Origin of the sequence: Mycobacterium sp. DL (assembly GCF_039729195.1) — a bacterium.
Lineage (GTDB): Bacteria > Actinomycetota > Actinomycetes > Mycobacteriales > Mycobacteriaceae > Mycobacterium > Mycobacterium hippocampi_A.
In genome coordinates, this window is sequence record NZ_CP155796.1 from 3,857,774 (window position 1) to 3,880,005 (window position 22,232).

The following is a 22,232-nucleotide window of genomic DNA, read 5'->3' on the forward strand; positions in this document are numbered from 1 at the left end:
TCCGTGCTACGTCGGGCAGGTACGGGTGCCTCACGGTGTCACCACGGCGTTGGCCGCCTCAGCCCGGTCTCGCGGAATCAACGACCATTTGTGCATGATGCCGTACCCCGGTGAGTCGACGAACCCGCCGTAGCTACCGATCCGGTAGGCGAAGTACTTGTCGGGATGGTAGAGCGCAACCACCGGCGGCACCTCGTTCAACAGTCGCTGGATCTCGAAGCCTGCCTCGCGCCGGTCTTCCAGCGTGGCGGTCTGCTTCCAGCGGTCGATCTTCTGCTGGAGTTCCGGGTACGGGTATTCGTCGAGGTTCCAGGAGGAGCCCGAGAACAGGCTCAGCACATACTGAGTGGGGTCGGCCACGGTATGCGGGACTCCGTCCCGCACCAGGAGGTCGAAGGTCTCCATGTCCTTGCCGGATGCAGCGTGCCGGCCGGCGTCCAGGGGCCGCACATTGACTGCCAGCCCGACGTCACCGAGCTGTTCGGCGACCACCTCGGCGGCACGGACCTGCGTGGGTTCGGCGCCGTTCACCTCCACGGTGAGCGTGAGCGGAGCGCCATCGGGGCTCTCCCGGAGACCATCGCCGTCGGTGTCGCGATACCCGGCTTCGTCGAGGATCGCGCGTGCCCGCTCCGGGTCGGTCGGCGTGGAGGCCTCTGGATCGGCCCACGGTGAGTCGGGATGCATGCGTCCCATCGTCGCTGCGCGTCCGCGACCCAACACAACGACGTCGAGCAGTTCCTCCTTGTCCAGCGCCAGCGATACCGCGCTGCGCACCCGGGCGTCGGCGAACATCGGTTTGGTGTAGTTCATCCGGAGGTCGACCTGTTCGAGCGGGGTGGTGTTCACGACCTCGATCGTGTCGGAGGCCTCGAACTCGTCCAGCAACTCCGGCGGAACCTGACGGGCGGCCACGTCGATCTCACCCGCGCGCAACGCGGTGAATGTGGCCGAGGGGTCTTCGATGACCGGCATCACCAGTTCGTTCACCCGCGGCTTGCCACCGAAATATTCGCTGAATGCGGTGAATCGGTAACCGGTGACGGGGTCGTACTCGGCGAGCCGGTATGGGCCGGTGCCGATCGGCAGTGCGGTGACCTTTTTGACGCTCTCCGGCGGAATCTGCGACCAGATGTGTTTGGGCAGGATCGGGAGGTCGGCAAGTGTCACCGTGCCGAGCTCCGGGCAGGGAAACGCGCATTCGAAACGTATTGTGTCGGAATCGATTCGGGTCGTCGAGGAGATCTCAGGAATCTCCGTGATGTGGTGCGTCCAGCGGCCGGTGTCGGCCTCTTGGGCGTAGGCGAAGGTGAACTCCACATCGGCGGCGGTGAACGGCTCCCCGTCATGCCAGGTGACGTCGTCTCGGACGGTAACTTCCCAGGTGCTGGGATCGACCATGGTGACCTCCGAGGCCAGCCACGGTTGCGGGTCGTCGACAAAGGGAGACGGTGCGACGAGCTTGTCGTAGACCAACTCGCTGATCCATTCCTCGTGCTCGACGAAGACGTTGACCGGGCCGACGTCCAACGGGATTGCCACGGTGAGCCGGTCAACCGTGTCCGGGCCGGCACTGGGTCCTGAGCCCTTATCGGCACATCCGCCCACCAGCAACGCAGACGCGCACATCAGTGCGCCCCACCGGTATTTCATCGCACACTCCCGGGTAGCAGGGTCGTCGTCACCCACGGCAGAAAGGCGGCCAGGAACCGCGCGCTGGCGGGCGCCCTGGTGTGGCCGTAATGCGCGAGTGGATCGATGGTGCTGACCATCAGCGTGCCGCCCGAGGCGGGCCGCTCCAGGTAGGCGACGGCCGACCCGTCGGGCGCGCTGAGTAACACTTCGGCGCCATCGGGTGCATCGAGCACACCGTGGTGGTGCAGGGCCTGCCCGGCGGCGCCTACCTCGGTGTGCGACCAGGTCCCGCCGATGCGGGTCTGTCCCGCGCCACCGACCGGACGGAAGGTCCAGCGCAGCGAATGTGGCCATCCCCCTTGCTGTTCACCGAACATCAGCACGATCCCCCCGCGGTTCAGCAATGCCTCCAGCTGCGGAGCCAGTCGGGACAACCGGCGTCTGGGGGTCCCCTCGGGCACCCAGACCGCCTCCGCGTCGTCAATTGCCGGGTATCCCGTCGCGCCGGTGTACACCACCGCATCGAGGTGTGCGCGGTGGTGCGGCTCGGCGAATGTCGCAGTTTCCGCGGCCGATCCGCTGGTCAGCGCAACCAGTCCGGTCATCGGGTGGCTCCCGCGATCCACTGGACCAGCTGCGGCATGATCCGTGCAGCCGTGGTGGTGGTGACGCCGTTCGCGATCAGGTTGTTGCCACTGTGCACCAGAACCGTGCCGCTCCCCGCCTTCGCGACGTAGGTGCCCGGTGTCTCGTCGGCTCGCCACGCGATCACTTCGGCATGCTCCGGTGGCCGATGCCAGCCATTGGCGTAGAGGAACGAGTGCCCGAGCTCTGCGGGCGCGACGCCGGCGAAGACCGGGTGGTCGGCGAGCACCGGCGATCCCGCGGTGTCCGCGTTGCTTTGATGCCACTCGAATGTCGTGGTTTCGGGCAGCCAGTCCTCCGCGAGTTGGCCGCTGAACACCACGACACCACCCCGGTCGAGCAGGCCGGCGATGCGCTGTTTCATTCGGGCAAGCAGCAGTTGGTCCGCGCGACCCGCGATGATCAGACCGGCAAACCCCTCCAGGTCGGCGTCGGGCAGGTCGTCCATGTCGAGCAGCGTGACCGGCATCGCGTCAAGCGCGGCATCGCGGCCGTCGACCCCGCCGGCGAGGGTCCACAAACGGTGGATCTCGTCCCAGTCCATCTCACCGCTCTGGCCCGGCCCAGGCGTCGGGTGCACTGCGATTGCGACTTCATGCAGCCTGAGGTAACAGGTCAAGTCAACTTCCTTAGGTTAGGCGAAGCTACCTGTCCTGTTTAGCACGCGAACAATGCTCCGGCTACCTCTCCGTAGAGACGAAAGGTGGCCGGAGCCAATTGAATTGCGCGCGCAGGAGAGCCGGACAGTTGTCTCGCGAATAGCACGTCACACCGCCCGACGCACTTTGCAACTTCGTGCCGGCCGACAGGGTGTCGACGCGAAAGTCATTGCGGTGCAGAACTAGCGGTGTGAAGGTCAATAGTCTGTATTGCCGGATCACGTCCGGCGTTTAGGCACTTCTCCACTCGGACGGGTCGGACCGTCCAAGGCCAGGCACGGCAACGCGAAATCGATGGCGGCGGCGACCGCACGCACCAAAAGCGCACTGCCCCAGACGGTCCGGCATCCGACGGATCGCCTTCAGCACAGGATCACATCACCGAATTGTGGCGTCGTAGACGTCCTTTGCCGGGTGGCTCAGAAGGCGTTGAGCCATATCCTTCTTCAGCCAGACGAGACGCTCTTCCTCTTCAGGGCTACGTTCTACTTTTCTTGCCAGCGTGATGAACTCGTCGGCAACAAGTCCGGGACGCAACGTGAGGTCGACGGTCCGGCCCCGGTACTTCAACCGGAAAAGATACTTGCCCTTGGGACTTTGCAGAATATCGTCGCCGGCCAGCGCCACGTCGACGTGATAGCGCCCGCCGGTCACGACCCGAGTGACGATCTCAAATGCGTCGCGGCCTCCGGGACCGGGGAACGCAGTCTCTATGGACAGGTCCGCCCGCTCGGGCGCCTTACCGTCGTCCAACAGCGGGAAGCCGCGTTCCATGACCTTGAACGCATGGGCCACCCCGCCGGGAAAGCCGAAGCCGTGGTATCGCAGCATCTCATCGAAGGTGAACTGGATTGGCTGGCCACCCTCGGTGACTGTCAGGGTCTCGGTATCAGGGTATGACATGTGATTCCTTCGGTTGTGTCAAGAGATTTCACGTTGCCGAACGGTCAACGCCGAGCGCCGTGCATGCGCGCACGGCGCGCTGCACCGGCTGAAGCAGTCACCACTCACGGGCGCCGGCAAGAACCGAGCGATGGCGTCTCCGCCCGGTAGGCATGGCTTCTGGATGGGCGGCCGCGCAACTCCTTCCTAGGTACGCACACACCGAGCCATGCGCATAATAGCTCGGACCCAGAGGTATTATGCAAGGTGTGGCCACCCACTCCGAGATCGCAGCTGACATCTTCGACACCCACGGGCGTTTCCGTCGTCAGGTGCGTCGGACGGCCGGTCGCGCCTTCACCACCGGACTGCCCGAGTCGCAAGCTGACCTCGTGCGGCTCATCGGTCGACAGCCTGGGATCTCGGTGAGCGCCGCGGCGGCAGAACTCGGCATGGCGGCCAACACCGCCTCCACGCTGGTCACCAAGCTGTCCGGTGACGGTCTGGTGATCCGCGAGGTGGACGCGACGGACCGGCGCGTGGGCCGACTGCGGCTCAGCGCCAATGCGCAGCGCGTCGCCGACAATTCCCGCAAGGCCCGGCGTACGGCTCTGGCGGGAATCCTCGACCAGCTCTCCGACAACGAGATCGACTCGCTCGCTGACGGATTGGTGGTCATCAAAAAGATGGTCCAGTTGCTCAACGAAGGTCAGCCGTAACCACCGAGGCGGCCATCGATCCCCGCGACACTCATCCGGTTGGGAAGGTACGCCCATGCTCACCGTAGTTCAGCAGGCCAACGACAGCGATGGCGGCCAGCGGTCGCTGCTCGATGAGATCGTTCGCGACGGTGCTCGGACCCGTTCCACGGGATTGACCATCTCTCAGATATTGGGTGGAAACGTCTAACACGGAAGGTTAGGTTCATCCGGTTGAAGAGCCATGCGTCCGAACGAGGTGTATTGGTGACGGTCCGAGCAACGGCAGCCGACTCAGGTCGACTGTCCTCCGCGCATGCCAGGACTGAATCAAACCCAAGGAGTATCTCTCGTGGATCTTCCACGCATCTTCACCATTCGCGAAAGTAGCCACCGGATCCACAACCCGTTTAGCTCTAGCAAGCTCGCCGCCCTGGGCCAAGCACTGCATCTGGAACCCGGGACGCGCGTGCTGGATCTCGCCAGCGGGTCGTGCGAAATGCTCTGCACGTGGGCCCGCGACCACCGCGTCACCGGGATTGGGGTGGACATCAGCACGGTGTTCACTGAGCAAGCCCGTGTCCGTGCCGCCGAACTCGGCGTCGCTGACCAGGCCACCTTCGTGCACTCCGACGCTTCCAGCTTCGTTGCGGGCAAGGTGGTCGATGTCGCCGCGTGCGTGGGCGCCACCTGGATCGGCGGCGGTGTGGCCGGTATCGTCGAACTGCTGAGCAAGAGTCTCCGTCCCGGTGGCCTGATGCTGATCGGTGAACCGTTCTGGCGTCGCGAAGTACCCTAGCCGACTTCCTCGCGACCGAAGCAGATCGAGTGGAAGCCGTCAACACCACTTCGTCATAGGGAGGCGTCGGCAGGAATTGTAGGTACCGACTTGGCCAACATCGGCGAGACCGGCGGCATGACGGGGAGCTTCATCGCCTCATTGTGGTCTCTGCTCGGTGAACGGGTTGCTGCCGTTTGAGAGTCGTTGCTCCGCCTCGGATTGCCGGCTGCGCAGATGCTTGATGCTCTCTTCGAGCGCGGCGACCTCGCCGAGCCATGCACGATCCTTCGCCTCCACGAGGCGCTGTTCGGCGTTCTCGGTCATCTCGTTGATGCGCCCCAACTGGGCGGGGTCCACGCGCAAGAACCGGCATCTCGTGCAGGCGTGCTCGTGCACGCAGGGCGTGCCGTAGGGGCGGTGGCACTCACCGAGGGCCACCCGACGCAGCAGGAAGTGGTTCTCGAACTCCGACCATTCGTCGGCCTCGGCGACCCGGTCCTCGCCGATCGGGCGCAACTGCCGGCGCCGTTCGATGAACGCCTGGTGGGCGGTGATGAGGTGCTCGGGAAACACCGCGGTATAGCCGCGGGTGGTGTCGAGGTTCAGGTGACCCAGCAGCGCAGCGGCGATGTGCAGCGGAAGGCCGCCGTTGACGGCGTCGGTGGCGAACAAGCGGCGGAAGTCGTGCGGGGTGAACCGGATCGGCTGGCCAGCATCGCTGAGTCCGGCCACTACCGCCAAATGGCTGAGGATGCCACGCAAGTAGTGCCCGGAGAGGACTTCCTGGCGGGCGCCGACCCTGCGGGAGAACAGGTGCGGAAACGGTTGACCGTGCACCTTCTCGGTGACGTCGTAGCGGACCGAGAGCGGCACGTGATCACCGCCGCCCTTGGCTCGCCGCAGTACCGCCAGCAGCACTTGCACCAGCTCTGGGGTCATCGGCACCAGTCGTTCGCAGTCGGTCTTGCTCGGCACGATGTGTAGCAGCGGTACCAGTGTTCCGGTGGTCGATGCGGTGTAGTGGCGCAGCGACAGCTGCGTCAGCTCCATCAGCTCTTCGACGCGAATACCGGTGTGGCGCAGGGTCTCGGCGACCGCCCAGCACCAAAATCCGTCATCCTCCACACCGGTGACATCGATGCGCTTGGCCTCGCCGCGGATCCAGTTCGGTCGCGGTTGTCCCGGCGCCAGCCGGGCCCACACCCGCGCGCGCTCGTCGATTGCCAGACGCTCCGGCGGCGCATCCCGCACGAACACGTAGCCGTCGATCTCGAACTGGATATCGTGCTCGGCGGCGCGAGCCTTCTCCAGGAACAGCGCGCTGCGCTGCTTGTGTTCGTTCACGGCGGTCAGGAACGTCGGCAGCAACGGCGTCAGTACGCGGGTACGGCTTTGCATCTGACTTTGTTGGCGCCGCTTGTTCTTGGCAGCCGCTCGGCTCAGTTCTCGCGGGACGGGGCAAGGTGCCACCCAGACGCCCCAGCGCACTGGGTCGTCGTGGGACCATTCGGCCAAATCGCGGTAGAAGCCGCGGATCGCGAACAAAACGGAGTGGACATCCCGGCGGTCGCGCCCGTCGGTCGTCACGGACAGTCGTTGACGCCACGCCGTAATGACGTCCGCCGACAGCCGTAGGTCGGCTTGCTCGGGGTTGATCTGTAGGATCTCCCACCAGAACAGACGCACGATCCGGTAGGCCAAGCCTTCTAGCGAGCCGTAATCCATGCCGGGGCGAATCTCTTCGAAGTAATCCGTCAGCAGATCCCGTACGCCCGAAGGTGGAATGCCGTAGCGGTCGACCAGGGTGGCGGTCGAGTGCTGTCGTGTATTGCCTTTTGCCGACCAGGCGGCCCGCAACGTCGGGGCTTCAGTGGCCAGCGGACCGAGGCGCACCAGCAGTTCCCACAGTAGATGTTCGCGGCGTTGCCTCCCTGAGGTCTTCACCACGTCGGCGTAGTAGAGCAGGTCGTCGCCGGTGACCTGCTCGATGGCTTTGCCGGTGCGGATCATCACTCGCGACAGACCGGCTTCTGCGTCGCGTTGATGGCGCAGTAGCGCTGACTGATACTCGTCGAGCTGCCGCAACTCGGTGAGGGCGTTGCCGCCGTTGTGCTCGATGAATTGGGCCGTGTTGAGCTTCGTCCGGGAGTCGAGCATCCAGCTGTAGGACGGTCGGAGAACACGCAGTTGCAGCAGCGCGTTCATTCCAAGCAGGGTGGGTGACCACCGGTTGTACTGGGGCAGGTCCGCATGGTCCATCCAGGTCCTTGGGGCGGCGTCCGAGCCGCTGGCCAGCCAGCGCTGCTCCCAGGTGTCACCGGGGTAGCCGTGAAGTCGGGTGAGCAGTGCCCGGGATCCGCGCACGATCGCCTGTCGGCGTTTCTGGTTGTAGGAGTGGTGATGGCGGCGGACAGCGTCACACAGCTCATCCACGGTGCGGTGCTGCATCGCGGCGCCGTGAGCTTGGGCGGGCAGCTCGGGTGGCGGCTGACTTGCGTCGTAGCCCTTCATGATTCGCAATCGCCCGGTGCGTCCGAACCGATCGTCGGGTGGGATCGCCGCCAGGTGCGGCGAATCGGGCCGTGACAGCAGCTGAATCGACGGAGCCGCCGCCGCGCGGGTCGCCGCGGCCTGCTGACTGCGCTGCAGCCGCGTGTCCTCGTCCTCGGCCGTCACGACAGCGGGAGTCCAAGCAGTTCGCGCACGGCGGCCGCGTCGTAGCTCGGTTCGATCGTCGGCCCCGTGACCGGCGGTCGGGCGTAATGCTCAAGCACCTTGCCGACCAGATCCTCGAGTCGCGGCTGGGTGTAGATCTGCGTCGTCGTAACGCTGGCATGCCGCAGCACTGTCTGCACGTCCACCAACGTGAACGCCGGATCGGCTAGCAACCGCGTCGCGGCCGTATGGCGAAAGTCGTGCAGCGACCAGTTCGTCCCCAAGCTGTCATTGGCCCGGCGCAGCACCGCGCGCATCGCGTGATAATTCAACGGCGCAGGCTTCGATCGCCGCGTCCACCACACCGGACCGCCCGGACTCATGGGTGGCTGCTGCTCGGCGAAGTAAAGCGCCAACCACACGAACGAGTCCACCGACGCCGGCACCACCTCCCGCGCCCGGCTGCCCTTACTGGTCACCGTGACCGTATAGCGGCCGGCATCGAGATCGCCGTGACACAGCCCCAACAACTCCGACGCCCGAACTCCCGACGACAGGTAGAAACTCACCAGAGCGCGGTCACGGTGGCTACGCAGTGCATCGAACAGCGTCGTCGCGGCCTCGTCCGGAATACCCCGCCAGACCGGACGAGGCGTCTTCTGCCTATAGTTCGCACGCTTGTGAATGACGAAGTCCTGCATCGGATTATGGTGCGAATGCGGACGGCCGCCGCCACGAGTCCGCTGCGCGGGCACCGGGTTGACCAGCGGTCCCAGGTTGGCTGCGCAAGCATGCTCGTAGAAGCCGAACAACACCGAGAGCTGATGGTTGATCGTCCTTGCCGCGTACTTCGCCGGCAGCTCGGCCTTGCCGGTCAGAGCGTTCACCGAACCGGGCGCAGGTCTGTTCGGGCGCCGGCGCAGGCGCTGCGGGTTCGGCGTCTCGCGGAGGTACTCGACGAAGGCACGGACGTCGACGCGTTCAGCTTGCTCCCAATTGACCAGGCGCTCGTGGAGGAACCTGAACCACCGCAGCAGGTCGAACGCGTAACTTCGAACTGTGAGTGGACTGCAATCCGAAGCCGCCAGCTCCCGCAGGTATGACGAGGCGCCGAGGTGCTCGTCGTCAGGGAAGATCACCCGCCACGGCAGGCCCGACTCGGCTGACTCCACTCGACCCAGCTCGCCCATAACCGGATCCTCCGCCCGCCGCACCCACCCCACCGGAAGGCTCGCCGAAGTTCAGTCAACTAGACGAGCGCTGGTGTTCCGCGACGGCGACGAGGTGGTGCTGCTGTCGCGCAGCGGGAAGGATCTGGGCCGCTACTTTCCCGAGGTTCTCGATGCGGTGCGCGACGAACTCGCGCCCCGCTGCGTTCTCGACGGCGAGATCGTCGTCCCCCGCGAGATCGCCGGCCGCACCCGGTTGGATTGGGAGTCGCTGAGCCAGCGCATCCACCCCGCCGAGTCCCGGGTGTGCAAGCTTTCCGCGGAGACCCCCGCACATTTCATCGGGTTCGACGCGCTCGCAACAGGCGACACCTCTCTGATGAAGGAGCCGTTCCGGGTGCGGCGGGAAGCGCTGGCAGACGCGGTCCTCCACAAGCAGTGGTGCCATGTCACCAGTACCACGGAGGATCCCGAGGTAGGCGCAACCTGGCTCGAGGAGTTCGAGGGAGCGGGTCTCGACGGGGTCATCGCCAAACGGCTCGACGGTCCGTATCTTCCCGGCAAGCGGGAGATGGTGAAGGTCAAGCACGCCCGTGACGCGGACTGCGTCGCGATCGGCTACCGGATTCACAAGAGCGGCGAAGGAATCGGGTCGGTTCTGCTCGGCCTCTACCGCGATGACGGTGAGCTGCAGATGGTCGGTGGCGCCGCGTCGTTCACCGCCAAGGCGCGGCTGTTGATGCTGGCCGACCTGGAGCCGCTACGCCTCGGCGACGACGTCCGCGACGGTGAGCCCAGCCGGTGGAACTCCGCCGCTGACAAGCGCTGGATCCCGGTGCGCCCGGAGAAGGTGTGTGAGGTCGCCTACGACCAGATGGAGGGAAACACCGCCCACGGCAGGCGCTTCCGCCACGCGGTGAAGTTCATGCGCTGGCGGCCGGACCGCGACCCGGCCAGCTGTACCTTCGACCAGCTCGATGTTCCGCTGAACTACGACCTCTACGACGTTCTGGAGTCCTGACATGGCTGGAAAAAGCTCCGCAACCGAAATCGACGTGGGCGGCATCAAGGTCCGGCTCACGAACCCGGACAAGCCGTACTTTCCGGCGCTCGGCAAAGACGGAACCAAAGGCAAACTCGTCGATTACTACCTGTCTGTCGCCGACCGCATGGTGACCCTGCTGCGGGACCGGCCCGTACATCTGCAACGGTTCCCCGACGGCATCGACGGCGAGGAGATCTACCAGAAGCGGGTGCCGCAGAAGCATCCCGATTACCTCGAGATCTGCACCGTGACGTTTCCGTCCGGGCGCACCGCCGACGCACTGAAGATCACCCACCCGTCGGCGATCGCGTGGGCCGCTCAGATGGGCTCGGTGACCCTGCACCCGTGGCAGGTGCGATGCCCTGACACCGAGCATCCCGACGAGCTGCGCATCGACCTCGACCCGCAGCCCGGCACCGGGTTCGCCGAAGCTGCGTCCGTCGCCGTAGACGTCCTCAAACCACTCCTCGACGAGCTGGGCCTGGTCGGCTACCCCAAGACGTCGGGTGGTCGTGGTGTGCATGTCTTCCTCCGCATCGCCACCGACTGGGACTTCATCGCGGTGCGGCGCGCCGGAATCGCGCTGGCCCGCGAAGTCGAACGGCGGGCTCCGGATGCGGTGACCACGTCGTGGTGGAAAGAGGAGCGTGGGGAGCGGATCTTCATCGACTACAACCAGAACGCCCGCGATCGCACGTTCGCGTCGGCGTATTCGGCGCGCAAGACCCCGATCGCCACGGTGTCGACGCCGCTGACCTGGGACGAACTGCGTGGTGCTGATCCTGACGACTACACGATCATCACGGTGCCGGAGTTCCTCGCCGGGCGGCCCGATCCGTGGGCGGACATCGACACGACAGCGCAGTCGATCGAGCCGCTGCTGGAGATGGTCGCCGCCGACGAGGACCATGGCCTCGCTGACCTGCCGTATCCACCGAGCTACCCGAAGATGCCCGGGGAGCCGCCCCGGGTCCAGCCGAGCAAGAAGGTTGCCGAGCATTGGGACGAGCACGGTAACCGCGTCGAGGAGTAGCCCGTTACCCTGCTGAGGTGACCATCCGTAAGTTGCTCGCGACTATTGCGATCCTCGGGATGCTCGCCAGTGGTATCGGAATCGCGTCGGTGATGATCTTCAGCAACCCCACGCAACAGCAGGCGGAGCCCCCGCGCCGCACCCCGCCCCAGCCGCCGCCCCCGTCGGTGCCGACCAACGACGAGTTCCTGATCGGGGTGGCCGTCACCGCGCAGAACTGTGACCCCGCCGGTGCCTGCGTCTACACCTACACCATCGACCCGAAATATGTTGGGCTGCATCCTTTCCCGGAAACTCCGTTCACGGTGGAGTACGAGGTCGTCGGTGGGAACCAGCCTCAGCCCGGCCAGTTCACCGTCCAGGGTCAGCAGGCGCAGATCCTCAAGGACGTCATGATCGAGGGTCCGCCCGGAGCCCAATTGCAGGCCAATGTGCTGCGGATCTTCGAGCCGCCGCCGCCACCGCCCGGGGAGCTGCCGCCGCCGGGCGCCGAACCGCCGCCTGGCGCCGCGCCGCCGCCTGGTGCCGCGCCGCCTCCGGGGTCATGACGACGCCGCCGCCGCTCAGCCGCTGGATCCGCACCTTCCATCCCGCGCCCGCCGCGCGCACCCGGCTCATCTGCCTGCCGCACGCCGGCGGCTCGGCGAGCTACTACTTCCCCTTGTCCTCGGCGTTGGCTCCCGAATTCGAGGTGTACAGCGTGCAGTACCCGGGCCGACAGGACCGCCACAAGGAACCTTTCGTCGACTCGATCGAAGACATGGCCGACCAGGTCTACACCGCGGTCGGCACACTGCCCGAGGCGCCGACGGCGTTCTTCGGCCACAGCATGGGCGCGGTGCTGGCATTCGAGGTCACCCGCCGACTCGAGGCGGCGGGGCGGCAGGCGGTCACGGTGTTCGCGTCGGGGTCGCGCGCTCCGAGCCACTACGGCGACGAGCGGGAGTACAAGGACGACACCGGTCTGGTCGAGGTGATGCGCCAACTCGGCGGCACCGATCCACGGGTGCTCAACAACCCGGAACTTCTGGACACGTTCCTGCCTGCGTTCCGAAACGACTACCGTGCGTTGCAGGCGTACCACCGGGGCACCGACGTCACGATCAGCGCACCCGTCGTGGTGCTGTCGGCGACCGACGATCCGAAGACCAGCGAGGCCGCGGCGGGGGCGTGGCTGGATCACACGACGGCGGGCGGCGACGTGCATATGTTCACCGGCGGACACTTCTTCCTCGAGAAGCAGGCCCAGCGGGTCATCGACATCGTCGCCTCGACACTGCGGAGCGTGGGCTGATCTCGTTTCTCCTCTGGCCTGACTGCTTGACAGAGCGGACTTGTCGGACCTGTCTGTGATGATGGTGTCATGTCTTCGGCTGCACCATGTTTCGTTCCCAGCCCGCCGCGGGGGGCGCGGCTGGAGGTGTTGTTCGAGGAACTGTCCGAGCTGGCCGGTCAACGGAATGCGATTGACGGGCGCATCGTCGATATCGTCGCCGAGATCGATCGCGACGGGCTGTGGTCGACGACCGGCGCCAAAACAGTGACCGCGCTGGTGGCCTGGAAACTGGGCACCTCCCCGCACAACGCCGAGACCCTGGTCACCGTCGCCGAACGGGTCGAGGAATTCCCCCGTTGCGTCGACGGGCTGCGTGAGGGCCGGTTCTCACTAGATCAGGTCGGGGTCATCGCCGAACGCGCCGCCGACGGCTCCGACGACCACTACGCCCTGCTCGCCGAGAGCGCGACAGTCACCCAACTACGCACCGCCTTCAGAGCGGCACCGCGACCCGCACCCAAACCCACACCGGAGCCCGAACGGTCGATCAGCAAGACCAGCGACCAGACGCACACCACCTACCGGATCCGGCTGCCGCACAGCGACGCCGCGACGGTCGACGCCGCACTGGGCACCCACCTCGACGGGCTCGTCGCCGACTGGAAAGCCGCCCACGGATCGGGTGATGACGGCGGCGGTGAGTCGGTCAGTGAGCAGGCGCCACCGTTCCCCACCACGATCGATGCGTTCATGAGCCTCATCGACGCCGGCTGGGACACCGAGGTGGCGCGGCGCCCCCACGGACAGCGGACCACCGCGGTGATCCACGTCGACGCCGACTCCCACGTCGCCTCGCTGCATCTGGGGCCGCTGCTCTCCGACGCTGACCGGCAGTACCTGCTGTGCGACGCGACGTGCGAGGTGTGGTTCCAACGCCACGGACAGGTCCTCGGTGCTGGGCGGGCCACCCGCACGGTGAACCGGCGGCTGCGTCGGGCGTTGGAGCACCGCGACCGCTGCTGTGTGGTCCCCGGGTGCGGGGCGACCCGAGGGTTGCATGCCCACCACCTGCGGCACTGGGAGGACGGCGGCCTCACCGACCTGTGCAACCTGGCCCTCGTATGTCCGTACCATCACCGCGCCCACCACCGCGGGCTGATCACCATCACCGGCCCCGCCGACCGACTGGTCGTCACCGACCAGACCGGCCGACCACTGACCAACCGGTCCCTGGCCCGACCCCCCACCACACCCCCACCAGCAGTGGACCCCTACCCCGGACCCACCGGCGAACGCGCCCAATGGAAGTGGTACCACCCCTACCAACCCGAACCACCACCGCAGCCCCTCAACCAGGCGAGCTAGAGGCCGAGGAACCCCCGGACCGGGGCCAGGTCGCTGATCTCGATATCCCTGCGGCGCACTGTCTTCCATTGTGTGCGGGTCATCGAGAACGCCAGCATGGTGTCGGCTCTGCCACGCCGCTGCTCCTGGGTGGCGCCGTCCTCGATGTAGGGCAGCGACCGCGTCACGCCTAACGACGCAATGTTGTCATGCCACGCCCGGGTTGTCGCACGTTCGCCGTCCAACCCGGCGAAGATGAGATGCAGTGCTGCCTGGCGCATTTCGCGCCCGAGTCCGCGCCTCTGGTAGCGGCGACCCAGCCACGACCCGGTGGTTGCGGTGTGCGTTGACGGGAACTGCTTGCCATCGACGGTGCAGACCCCGACCGGATCACCACTCTCCAGCACTGCGAAATTGAGATGCCAACTCTCGACGGTGGTTTCCGCTCGGCAGCGCCAGAAGTAGCGCAACGAATTCCACTGCAGTTCCGGCGGTGCGACGTCCGTCCACGGCTCCGAGAACGGCATCGTCGCGGGATCGTGGATGCCGTCGGCGGCGAGCCGGGCGATCTGCTCGCCGAGTTCGTCATTCAGGTAGCGCAGCGACAGCCGTGGGGTCGACACGACGAGGTCATCGAGCGGCCAGAGTGCTGCAGGCATGGGTCCCATGTCACCGCAGACCGGACGTCACTTCAACACAATTTCAGCTGCGGTGCGCCGGGTCGCCAACACCGAACCCGCGAGGATCAGTGCCAGGCCCACCAGGTGCCAGGGCGTCAGCGGCTCGTCCAGCACGATGACACCCGCAGCGAGTGCCACCGCGGGGTTGACGTAGGTGAACACCAACGCGCGCGCCGCGCCGACTTCCCGGATCAGCGCGAAGAACACGATGAACGCGAGCGCGGTACAGATCACGGCGAGCAGTGCGAGTGCCACGATGACCCGAGGTGACGGCACCACCTCGGGCCAGGTCGCCGCCGCGGGACCCGCATAGACGATCGCGGCCAGGCCGAGGCAGGCAGCCGTCAGCGGCAACGCCTGCACGCCACCGAGGTAACGCGCGGCGATCAGCGGCGCGATCGCGTAACAGACGGCCACCATCAGCACCTGGGTCACCGGCCATGCGCTCCCGCCGGTCAGCGCGGGGCCGGCAAGCACTGCGACACCGGCTATTCCGACGCCGAGTCCGGCGAGTCGAATGGGCGTCAGCCGGTGTTCGCCGCCGGTGAGCCGATCAAGAAGCGCTGCCACGATCGGTGAGGCCGCGATGAGCAGACCGGTGAGCGAACTGGAGATGTGGCGTTCGGCGTTGGTCAACAGAAGCCACGCCGCGATGATCTCGAAGAACGCGAATCCCGCCACCGGCTTCCAGTGCGTGATGACGGGAGTCCACATGGCGCGGCTCAACGTCAGCGGAATCAGCACCATCGCACCGACCGCGGTCCGCACCAGCACCAGCACGGGTACCGAGACTTCCTCGACGGCGACCTTGATCAGCAGGTAGGGGATACCCCAGATGACGCTCATCGCGGCGAACAGCAGCCATCCGCGTGTGCTCACCGGTCAATGTCAGCGCATGAGCGCCCCGAAATCCAATGAGATCTTCGAAACGCAGCTCAGCCGACGTGCACCACTCCGCGCGGCAAGGGCATCGGCAGGTCGTTGTAGGTCGCGATCCCGGGCGCCGCGGCGACGACTGCCGGGATCGCGTGGATCGGCGGCAGCGCGGTCATGATGTGGCCGAGGACGAAGAAGTCCTCGAGCGTCTTGGCGTTCTCGATCATGTCCGGAGGCGGCAGGAAGCCGACCGTCATGTTGACCGTCGGCCTGCCGTCGATGGTGATCTTCCAGCCGTCGCCGTCGAGCTGCCAGTCCGGCTCGAGGGTCTGGCCCTTCTTCCAGCGGACGTTGATGTCGATGACGGTCTTGCCGTTGACGATTCCCTGCCAGCTGGCGAAGACGCCCGCCACATGTCCGGCTTTGATGGTCCACGACGCCATCGGCAGATCCTCTGTCGTCTGGGCGTATTCGGACACGCAGGTGATCTCGTCGAGCTCGATGCCGAGAGCGTCTGCGACCAGTCGCACGGCTTCGGCGAACACCGCGGTCCCCTTCGCGGCCATCGGCGCCAAGTCGGGATCATCGATGGCCATGTCGAAGCCGACGGGTCGCTCGGTCTCCGGGGAGTCGTACAGGGTGGTGTCGGCGGACTCGGCGATGGTGATCTTGTCGATGCGGTCGCACGCGGTGCCTGCCACGATGGCGAGCATCTCGGCGAAGCCGGGGCTGACGCCGGAGCCGAACAGCGTCGATCCGCCGCGCTCGCACGCATCCGCGAGCTTCTCCCGATCGTCGCCCAGGTTGTGCCCGGTGATGAACGACGCCGACGCCACGACGTTCACACCGGATTCGAGGATGCGGACCAACTCGTCGACGTCGTTCCACATCGGGTTGTAGACCACCACATCGGGCTTCAGCGCCAGCAACGCGTCGACGTCGTTGGTGGCGCAGACCCCCAGCGGTTCGAGTCCGACGAGTTCGCCGACGTCACGGCCGGTCTTGTCGTCGGACCAGGCGTAGCAGCCGACCAGTTCGAGGGTCGGGTTCCTGGCTATCGCGGCGACCGAGCTCTTTCCGACGTTTCCCGTCGTCCACTGGACGACCCGATAGGGCGCATTGTTGGGCACTCGCTCAGCATAGGGTTCCTGGGCGTGCAGTCCGGAAGGATTGGGTCAATTGACGCCGGGTGTCAGCAACGCGGTGCCGGTGCGGGCCGCTCCTCTGCGATCAACCCATGTCAGGTCGAGTACGTCGCCGGGGTAGTGCCGATCCAGCACCGAGGTCAGCGTGTTCGTCGAGTCCAGCGTGACGCCGTCCAGTGCGACCAGGATGTCACCGGCGATCAGGCCGGCGCGCTCTGCCGGCCCGCCGATCATGACCTCCTGGATGAGGACACCCGGCTGATCCCGCGGCGCGGTACGCACACCGACACCGAGCAGCACGGGCGGGCCGATATGGACGGTGTCGGAGGGGACCCCGGCCCGGATCTGGCCGGCGACGCTCATCGCATCGTTGATGGGGATCGCGAAGCCTTTGCCGCCGGGCCCCATCCGGAAGTTCACCGACGCGGCCGTCGTCACGCCGACAACCTGACCGGCGCTGTTGACCACCGGACCGCCGGAGTCGCCCGCGCGCACGGGCGCGGCGAACTCCAGAAGGCCGGTCAGCTCGTCGGAGGTGCCGGTCAGAGTGTCCTCGGCGTTGACCGTCCGACCGAACCCGGTGACGGTGCCGACCTCGCGGGTGAGCGGTCCGTCGGTGCCCATCGCGTTGCCGAGGGCCACTACGGGTTCACCGGGCACCAGCACGTTCGCGTCGCCGATGGCCGCGGGCGGTAGCCCCGCCGCCCCGAGGAGTTGTAGAACCGCTACGTCGCGTCCGCGGTCGTAACCGACGAGAGTTGCCGGGTAAGAGCGGCCGCCCACCGTTCCGGTGATCTGGTCGGCACCCTGAACGACGTGGAAGTTGGTCAGGACCTGGCCGCCGGGATCAAGCACGATGCCGGTCCCCAGGCCGATGACACCCTGATAGTCGACTCTGGTGTCGATGCGCACCACCGACGCTTCCGCCTGGGCCGCCGCGGCGAGCGGTTCGCCGGGCTGGGCGGCGGCCGGCGCCACAGGGGCGACCAGAGCCACGACCGCAGCCAGTGCGATCAGTAGACGAAACGGGGGAAACAGGCCCATACCCATCAATAGTGGCCGCGCCGTCGGCTGCTGTCGATGTGACGGGGTCTGCTCAGTCCTCGACTGCGACGCCGCCACGAGTCCTCTTGCGCCTGCCCAGCACCGTTCCTTTGCCGGTCGGACGCCGATTCTGGAGTGCCCCGCTGTCGGCGGAAGGCTCGGCAGATTGGTCCTCGTCAGCATCCTCCGAGGTCGGGCTCGTCTTGTCAGGCGACCCGGAGTCGACGTCGGTCTCGGCCGTCGGCGCAGGATCGTCCTCGGTGACCGTGACGTCGTCCGATGATTCGGCGTTCGCTGACGATTCGATGACTTCGGCCGTTGCCGGCTCGGTCTCGTCGGTCTCGTCGGCGTCGTCGGTCGTGCTCTTGCGTCCGCGCCTGCTCTTGCGCTCCTTGACCTTCAACGGTTTCGGCGGGGGCGGCGGCATCTCGGCGACGAACGCGAGGTAGAAAGCGAACACCCCGAGCAACGCGAGGGCAGCCGCCGCACCGTAGATCCCGAACAGCCACTGACCCGCGGAGTCGAGAGAGAGCCAGATCTCGCTGATCGCGGCGCCGATGATGAGAACACCGGCGAGTACATGCAGCCCGATCGACGACGTCCGCAGGGTCAGCGCCATCTGCGGGGTGCCGAATTCGGGGCGACGGGTGCGCAGGAGTGTGAACACGACGGGCAACGCCGCCAGCCCGATGAGGGCGCCGGTCACGATGCGAAGCGCGGTCCCCAGCGTGGGAGAAGTCTCGCCCAGCAGCTCCGACGTGCGGGGCAGCACGAAGAAGAAGTAGAGGACACCGGCGGCAACGGAAAACGACGCGTGCCAGATCACCGCGGCGGTGCGGCCCATACCCCTCCTCGATCTTGTTCGCCCGGGATGCGACCGGCTGTCGGCCAGCCGGTCGCATCCCGGGCTGAGTGCGGAGGATAGGGGATTTGAACCCCTGAGGGCTATTAACCCAACCCGCGTTCCAGGCGAGCGCCATAGGCCACTAGGCGAATCCTCCGTCGGCCATGGTAGCCGACCCCCCTGCTGGCCCCACAAATCTGCTCGGCCGTCGCTCGGCGGCAGATCGGTTCGACGCGGGTATTACACTCTCGTTGGACCCCGCGCGGCGTCTATCCTGTGAACTCCCCCAGGGCCGGAAGGCAGCAAGGGTCAATGGGCTCTGGCGGGTGCGCGGGGTCCCCTTACGTTTCAGAGATTCCACCGACCACGGTGAAAGGCGAGCAGTGTCGTTTCAGTCGCTGGGCCGAGACGAACTGCTCGCGCAGCACGATCTGCAGAAGCGCAACTACGCCGAACTGCAGGCCAAAGCGCTCCACCTCGACCTGACCCGCGGTAAGCCGTCACCGGCGCAGCTCGACCTCTCCAACGCGTTGCTCGAGCTTCCCGGAGGTGGACGCGACGCGTTCCGCGACGCCGACGGCACCGACACCCGCAACTACGGCGGCCTGCACGGCCTGCCGGAACTGCGCGCCATCTTCGGCGAGCTGCTCGGCATCCCGGTGCCCAACCTGATCGCCGGCAACAACGCCAGCCTCGAGTTCATGCACGACGTGGTGGTTTTCTCGTTGCTGCACGGCGGCGTCGACTCGCCGCGGCCGTGGATCGACGAGCTCCGGGACGGTCCGGGCGTCAAGTTCCTGTGCCCCTCGCCGGGTTATGACCGGCACTTCGCGATCACCGAGAGCCTGGGCATCGAGATGATTCCGGTGCCGATGGGCGAGGAGGGTCCGGACGTCGACCTCATCGAGGAACTCGTCGCCGCGGATCCGGCGATCAAGGGCATGTGGTCGGTGCCGGTGTACTCGAACCCGACGGGCGTCACCTACTCCTGGGAGACGGTCCGCCGGCTGGTGCAGATGGAAACGGCCGCAAGCGATTTCCGGCTCCTGTGGGACAACGCGTACCCGGTGCACACGCTCACCCACGACTTCGTCCGCCAGGTCGACGTGCTGGGCCTGGCCGCGGCGGCGAACCATCCGAACCGGCCGCTGGTCTTCGCCTCCACGTCGAAGATCACCTTCGCCGGAGGCGGCGTCAGCTTCCTGGGCGGTTCGCTGGGCAACATCGCCTGGTACCTGCAGCACGCCGGAAAGAAATCGATCGGTCCCGACAAACTCAATCAGCTGCGGCACGCGCGTTTCTTCGGCGATGCCGACGGGGTGCGCCTGCACATGCAGCGCCACCAGGAGTTGCTGGCCCCGAAGTTCGCGCTGGTGCTGGAGATCCTCGAGGACCGCCTCGGTGACTCCAAGATCGCGTCCTGGACCGATCCCAAGGGTGGCTACTTCATCAGCCTCGACATCATTCCGGGCACAGCCAAGCGGACCGTGGCACTGGCCAAGGATGCGGGCATCGCGGTCACCGAGGCGGGTGCCTCGTTCCCGTACCGAAAAGACCCGGAGGACAAGAACATCCGGATTGCACCCACGTTTCCCGCCGAGGCCGATGTGCGCGCGGCCATCGACGGGCTCGCCACGTGCGCGCTGCTTTCGGCCACCGAAGCACTGCTGGCCGACAAGTAGTCGGTCAGGCTGGGTAGCCTGCTCCCGTGGCTCTATACCGCAAGTACCGACCGGCGAGCTTCGCTGAAGTCGTCGGCCAGGAACACGTCACCGAGCCGCTGTCGACAGCGCTGAACTCCGGGCGGATCAACCACGCCTATCTGTTCTCCGGGCCGCGAGGCTGTGGCAAGACATCCTCGGCGAGGATCCTGGCGCGCTCGCTGAACTGCGAGCAGGGGCCGACTTCCACGCCGTGCGGCGTCTGCGATTCCTGCGTCGCGCTGGCGCCCAACGGTCCCGGCAACGTCGACGTCGTCGAACTCGACGCCGCCAGCCACGGCGGTGTCGACGACACCCGCGAACTGCGAGACCGGGCGTTCTACGCGCCCGCACAGTCGCGCTATCGCATCTTCATCGTCGACGAGGCCCACATGGTCACCACGGCGGGCTTCAACGCTCTGCTCAAGATCGTCGAGGAGCCACCCGAGCACCTGATCTTCGTGTTCGCCACCACCGAACCGGAGAAGGTGTTGCCGACCATCCGGTCGCGTACCCACCACTACCCGTTCCGGCTGCTGGCGCCCAAGACGATGCGCACCCTGATCGAGAAGATCATCGCCTCGGAGGACGTCGACGTCGACGACGCGGTGTTCCCGCTGGTCATCCGCGCCGGCGGGGGGTCACCCCGGGACACGTTGAGCGTGCTCGACCAGCTGCTGGCCGGGGCCGACGGCAACCACGTCGCCTACCAGCGGGCGTTGTCCCTGCTGGGGGCCACCGACCTCGCCCTGATCGACGATGCGATCGACGCGTTAGCCGCCGGTGACGCCGCTGCGCTGTTCGGCGCGGTGGAGGGTGTCATCGACGCCGGCCACGACCCGCGCAGGTTCGCCACCGACCTGCTCGAGCGGTTCCGCGACCTGATCGTGCTGCAGGCGGTGCCCGACGCGGTCGCGCGGGGCGTCGTCGACGGAGCCGAGGACGTGTTGGAGCGGATGCGTGACCAGTCGGCCCGGGTCGGCATGGCCACCCTGACCCGCTACGCCGAAGTGGTGCACGCCGGACTGGGAGAGATGCGCGGAGCGACCGCACCGCGGCTGCTGCTCGAGGTGGTGTGTGCCCGGCTGCTGCTGCCGTCGGCCAGTGACACCGAATCCGCGCTGCTGCAGCGGGTGGAACGCATCGAGACCCGGCTCGACATGTCGATTCCCGCCGGCGAGCAGGTCAGTGCCGCCCTCGCGCCTCCGAAACAATTCGTCCGCAAGACCAAGGCCGCCCCCGAGCCCGAGCTGACACCCAAGCCCGCCGCGCCGGCGCCTGCGGTGCCCAAGCCTGTCGCGCCTGCGGTGCCCAAGCCTGTCGCGCCTGCCGTCGAGCCTGCGGCCGTCGAGCCTGCGGCCGTCGAGCCTGCGCCCGTCGAGCCTGCGCCTGAATCCGTCGCCCCGCCGCCGGCTCCGAAACCCGTTGAGCCCGAACCTGCCTCGCCACCTCCGGTCCGGCCACCGGCGGCACCGGCTGTGGAGGCGCCGGCCGCTACACCGCCGGCAGCGGTCGCCACCGGTGAACCCAACGCCGCTGCGGTGCGCAGCATGTGGACCACCGTGCGGGAAAAGGTCCGCGAGCGCAGTCGCACCACCGAGGTGATGCTCGCGGGTGCGATCGTGCGTGCCGTCGACGGGGACACGCTGGTCCTCAGCCATGAATCGGCGCCGCTGGCGAAACGACTGACCGAGCAACGCAACGCCGATGTCATCCGCGAAGCTCTCAAAGACGCGCTCGGGGTTAACTGGAAGATCCGCTGCGAGACCGGCGCAGCGGCCTCTGAGCCGGCAGTGTCCCCGCCGCCGCGGCAGAGCCCCGCTGAACCCGAGCAGGCCAATGACGACGAAGAGAGCATGCTCGCCGAGGCGGGCAAGGACGACCCCTTGGCGCCGCGCCGCGACCCCGAAGAGGCCGCCCTCGAGTTATTACAGACCGAACTCGGGGCGCGTCGCATCCAGGCGGATTAGCTAGACTGCCCTCTGTCACGAACTGGCGACCTAAATTTACGTTGCCGACAGGAGGCCGGCAATGGGCAGAAACGAGTTCGCTTTTGCGACTCAAGCATTGCGCGAAGGTCGCCTCACCAAGATTTCAGCCGCTTCGTCGGCGCATCGAGCG

General features: G+C 66.7%; 20 protein-coding genes, 1 tRNA gene and 1 other RNA gene. 10 read left to right on the forward strand and 12 right to left on the reverse strand.

Annotation, left to right across the window (positions count from 1 at the left end):
- Positions 1-30: 30 nt before the first annotated feature.
- From ABDC78_RS18390 to ABDC78_RS18405, 4 genes are all read right to left on the reverse strand, one after another.
- Positions 31-1,653, reverse strand: coding sequence for an ABC transporter substrate-binding protein (locus ABDC78_RS18390; protein ID WP_067391624.1), 1,623 nt, complete (start codon positions 1,651-1,653; stop codon positions 31-33).
- Positions 1,650-2,240 carry a hypothetical protein gene (locus ABDC78_RS18395; RefSeq protein ID WP_067391627.1) on the reverse strand — a complete coding sequence of 197 codons (591 nt, stop codon included), beginning with the start codon at positions 2,238-2,240 and terminating at the stop codon, positions 1,650-1,652. The genes ABDC78_RS18390 and ABDC78_RS18395 overlap by 4 nt, the downstream gene beginning before the upstream one ends.
- The gene (locus tag ABDC78_RS18400; RefSeq protein WP_131808574.1) at positions 2,237-2,899 is read right to left on the reverse strand and encodes a hypothetical protein; all 663 of its coding nucleotides are present in this window, start codon (positions 2,897-2,899) and stop codon (positions 2,237-2,239) included. Before ABDC78_RS18400 ends, ABDC78_RS18395 begins: the two co-directional genes overlap by 4 nt.
- A 418-nt stretch (positions 2,900-3,317) precedes the next feature.
- Entirely contained in the window at positions 3,318-3,842 is a 525-nt protein-coding gene (locus ABDC78_RS18405; RefSeq protein ID WP_067391634.1) for a hypothetical protein, read from the reverse strand.
- A 239-nt stretch (positions 3,843-4,081) separates the two neighbouring features.
- Here ABDC78_RS18405 and ABDC78_RS18410 point away from each other — a divergent pair, with 239 nt between their 5' ends.
- Together ABDC78_RS18410 and ABDC78_RS18415 are read left to right on the forward strand one after the other, a co-directional pair.
- The gene (locus ABDC78_RS18410; protein ID WP_067391637.1) at positions 4,082-4,540 is read left to right on the forward strand and encodes a MarR family transcriptional regulator; all 459 of its coding nucleotides are present in this window, start codon (positions 4,082-4,084) and stop codon (positions 4,538-4,540) included.
- A gap of 331 nt (positions 4,541-4,871) precedes the next feature.
- Positions 4,872-5,318 carry a methyltransferase domain-containing protein gene (locus ABDC78_RS18415; protein WP_234787695.1) on the forward strand — a complete coding sequence of 149 codons (447 nt, stop codon included), beginning with the start codon at positions 4,872-4,874 and terminating at the stop codon, positions 5,316-5,318.
- 138 nt (positions 5,319-5,456) lie between these two features.
- On the opposite strand, the gene ABDC78_RS18420 is transcribed toward ABDC78_RS18415, so the two are convergent.
- Both ABDC78_RS18420 and ABDC78_RS18425 read right to left on the reverse strand, forming a co-directional pair.
- Complete coding sequence (locus tag ABDC78_RS18420) at positions 5,457-7,976, reverse strand: site-specific integrase (RefSeq protein WP_084377508.1); 2,520 nt, start codon at positions 7,974-7,976, stop codon at positions 5,457-5,459.
- The gene (locus ABDC78_RS18425) at positions 7,973-9,145 is read right to left on the reverse strand and encodes a tyrosine-type recombinase/integrase (protein WP_067391639.1); all 1,173 of its coding nucleotides are present in this window, start codon (positions 9,143-9,145) and stop codon (positions 7,973-7,975) included. Before ABDC78_RS18425 ends, ABDC78_RS18420 begins: the two co-directional genes overlap by 4 nt.
- On the opposite strand from ABDC78_RS18425, the gene ABDC78_RS18430 reads away from it, so the two are divergent.
- From ABDC78_RS18430 to ABDC78_RS18450, 5 genes are all read left to right on the forward strand, one after another.
- Positions 9,144-10,145, forward strand: coding sequence for an ATP-dependent DNA ligase (locus ABDC78_RS18430; protein WP_347133520.1), 1,002 nt, complete (start codon positions 9,144-9,146; stop codon positions 10,143-10,145). The two genes, ABDC78_RS18425 and ABDC78_RS18430, sit on opposite strands and share 2 nt — an antisense overlap.
- Position 10,146: 1 nt before the next feature.
- Positions 10,147-11,202, forward strand: a complete 1,056-nt coding sequence (gene ligD, locus ABDC78_RS18435) for a non-homologous end-joining DNA ligase (RefSeq protein ID WP_178360685.1) — start codon at positions 10,147-10,149, stop codon at positions 11,200-11,202.
- 17 nt (positions 11,203-11,219) lie between these two features.
- The gene (locus ABDC78_RS18440) at positions 11,220-11,750 is read left to right on the forward strand and encodes a hypothetical protein (protein WP_347133130.1); all 531 of its coding nucleotides are present in this window, start codon (positions 11,220-11,222) and stop codon (positions 11,748-11,750) included.
- Positions 11,747-12,496: an alpha/beta fold hydrolase gene (locus ABDC78_RS18445; protein WP_178360686.1), complete on the forward strand. Its 750-nt coding sequence runs from the start codon at positions 11,747-11,749 to the stop codon at positions 12,494-12,496. Before ABDC78_RS18440 ends, ABDC78_RS18445 begins: the two co-directional genes overlap by 4 nt.
- Positions 12,497-12,565: 69 nt before the next feature.
- On the forward strand, positions 12,566-13,843 hold the full coding sequence (locus ABDC78_RS18450; protein WP_347133131.1) for an HNH endonuclease signature motif containing protein: 1,278 nt from the start codon (positions 12,566-12,568) through the stop codon (positions 13,841-13,843).
- Here ABDC78_RS18450 and ABDC78_RS18455 read toward each other — a convergent pair.
- From ABDC78_RS18455 to ABDC78_RS18480, 6 genes are all read right to left on the reverse strand, one after another.
- Entirely contained in the window at positions 13,840-14,481 is a 642-nt protein-coding gene (locus tag ABDC78_RS18455) for a GNAT family N-acetyltransferase (protein ID WP_178357399.1), read from the reverse strand. The genes ABDC78_RS18450 and ABDC78_RS18455 overlap by 4 nt on opposite strands.
- Before the next feature lie 27 nt (positions 14,482-14,508).
- Positions 14,509-15,381 carry a DMT family transporter gene (locus ABDC78_RS18460; RefSeq protein WP_178357400.1) on the reverse strand — a complete coding sequence of 291 codons (873 nt, stop codon included), beginning with the start codon at positions 15,379-15,381 and terminating at the stop codon, positions 14,509-14,511.
- 56 nt (positions 15,382-15,437) lie between these two features.
- Positions 15,438-16,508: a dihydrodipicolinate reductase gene (locus ABDC78_RS18465; protein ID WP_178357401.1), complete on the reverse strand. Its 1,071-nt coding sequence runs from the start codon at positions 16,506-16,508 to the stop codon at positions 15,438-15,440.
- Positions 16,509-16,553: 45 nt separating this feature from the next.
- Entirely contained in the window at positions 16,554-17,567 is a 1,014-nt protein-coding gene (locus ABDC78_RS18470; RefSeq protein ID WP_178357402.1) for a trypsin-like peptidase domain-containing protein, read from the reverse strand.
- A gap of 52 nt (positions 17,568-17,619) precedes the next feature.
- Complete coding sequence (locus tag ABDC78_RS18475; protein ID WP_178357403.1) at positions 17,620-18,411, reverse strand: hypothetical protein; 792 nt, start codon at positions 18,409-18,411, stop codon at positions 17,620-17,622.
- A 71-nt stretch (positions 18,412-18,482) separates the two neighbouring features.
- Positions 18,483-18,568, reverse strand: a tRNA-Ser gene (locus ABDC78_RS18480).
- 92 nt (positions 18,569-18,660) lie between these two features.
- Between ABDC78_RS18480 and ffs the strand changes: the two genes are divergently transcribed.
- From ffs to ABDC78_RS18495, 3 genes are all read left to right on the forward strand, one after another.
- Positions 18,661-18,757: signal recognition particle sRNA small type (gene ffs, locus ABDC78_RS18485), an RNA gene on the forward strand.
- Positions 18,758-18,794: 37 nt separating this feature from the next.
- Positions 18,795-20,093: an aminotransferase class I/II-fold pyridoxal phosphate-dependent enzyme gene (locus ABDC78_RS18490; protein ID WP_178357404.1), complete on the forward strand. Its 1,299-nt coding sequence runs from the start codon at positions 18,795-18,797 to the stop codon at positions 20,091-20,093.
- A gap of 26 nt (positions 20,094-20,119) precedes the next feature.
- Complete coding sequence (locus ABDC78_RS18495) at positions 20,120-22,081, forward strand: DNA polymerase III subunits gamma/tau (RefSeq protein WP_178357405.1); 1,962 nt, start codon at positions 20,120-20,122, stop codon at positions 22,079-22,081.
- The last annotated feature ends 151 nt before the right edge of the window (positions 22,082-22,232 follow it).

Excerpts from the sequence above, each read along its gene's own strand:
- ABDC78_RS18390 (WP_067391624.1), bottom strand. The coding sequence starts at position 1,653 with ATGAAATACCGGTGGGGCGCACTGATGTGCGCGTCTGCGTTGCTGGTG.
- ABDC78_RS18395 (WP_067391627.1), bottom strand. The coding sequence starts at position 2,240 with ATGACCGGACTGGTTGCGCTGACCAGCGGATCGGCCGCGGAAACTGCG.
- ABDC78_RS18405 (WP_067391634.1), bottom strand. The coding sequence starts at position 3,842 with ATGTCATACCCTGATACCGAGACCCTGACAGTCACCGAGGGTGGCCAG.
- ABDC78_RS18410 (WP_067391637.1), top strand. The coding sequence starts at position 4,082 with ATGCAAGGTGTGGCCACCCACTCCGAGATCGCAGCTGACATCTTCGAC.
- ABDC78_RS18425 (WP_067391639.1), bottom strand. The coding sequence starts at position 9,145 with ATGGGCGAGCTGGGTCGAGTGGAGTCAGCCGAGTCGGGCCTGCCGTGG.
- ligD (WP_178360685.1), top strand. The coding sequence starts at position 10,147 with ATGGCTGGAAAAAGCTCCGCAACCGAAATCGACGTGGGCGGCATCAAG.
- ABDC78_RS18445 (WP_178360686.1), top strand. The coding sequence starts at position 11,747 with ATGACGACGCCGCCGCCGCTCAGCCGCTGGATCCGCACCTTCCATCCC.
- ABDC78_RS18450 (WP_347133131.1), top strand. The coding sequence starts at position 12,566 with ATGTCTTCGGCTGCACCATGTTTCGTTCCCAGCCCGCCGCGGGGGGCG.
- ABDC78_RS18455 (WP_178357399.1), bottom strand. The coding sequence starts at position 14,481 with ATGCCTGCAGCACTCTGGCCGCTCGATGACCTCGTCGTGTCGACCCCA.
- ABDC78_RS18470 (WP_178357402.1), bottom strand. The coding sequence starts at position 17,567 with ATGGGCCTGTTTCCCCCGTTTCGTCTACTGATCGCACTGGCTGCGGTC.
- ABDC78_RS18475 (WP_178357403.1), bottom strand. The coding sequence starts at position 18,411 with ATGGGCCGCACCGCCGCGGTGATCTGGCACGCGTCGTTTTCCGTTGCC.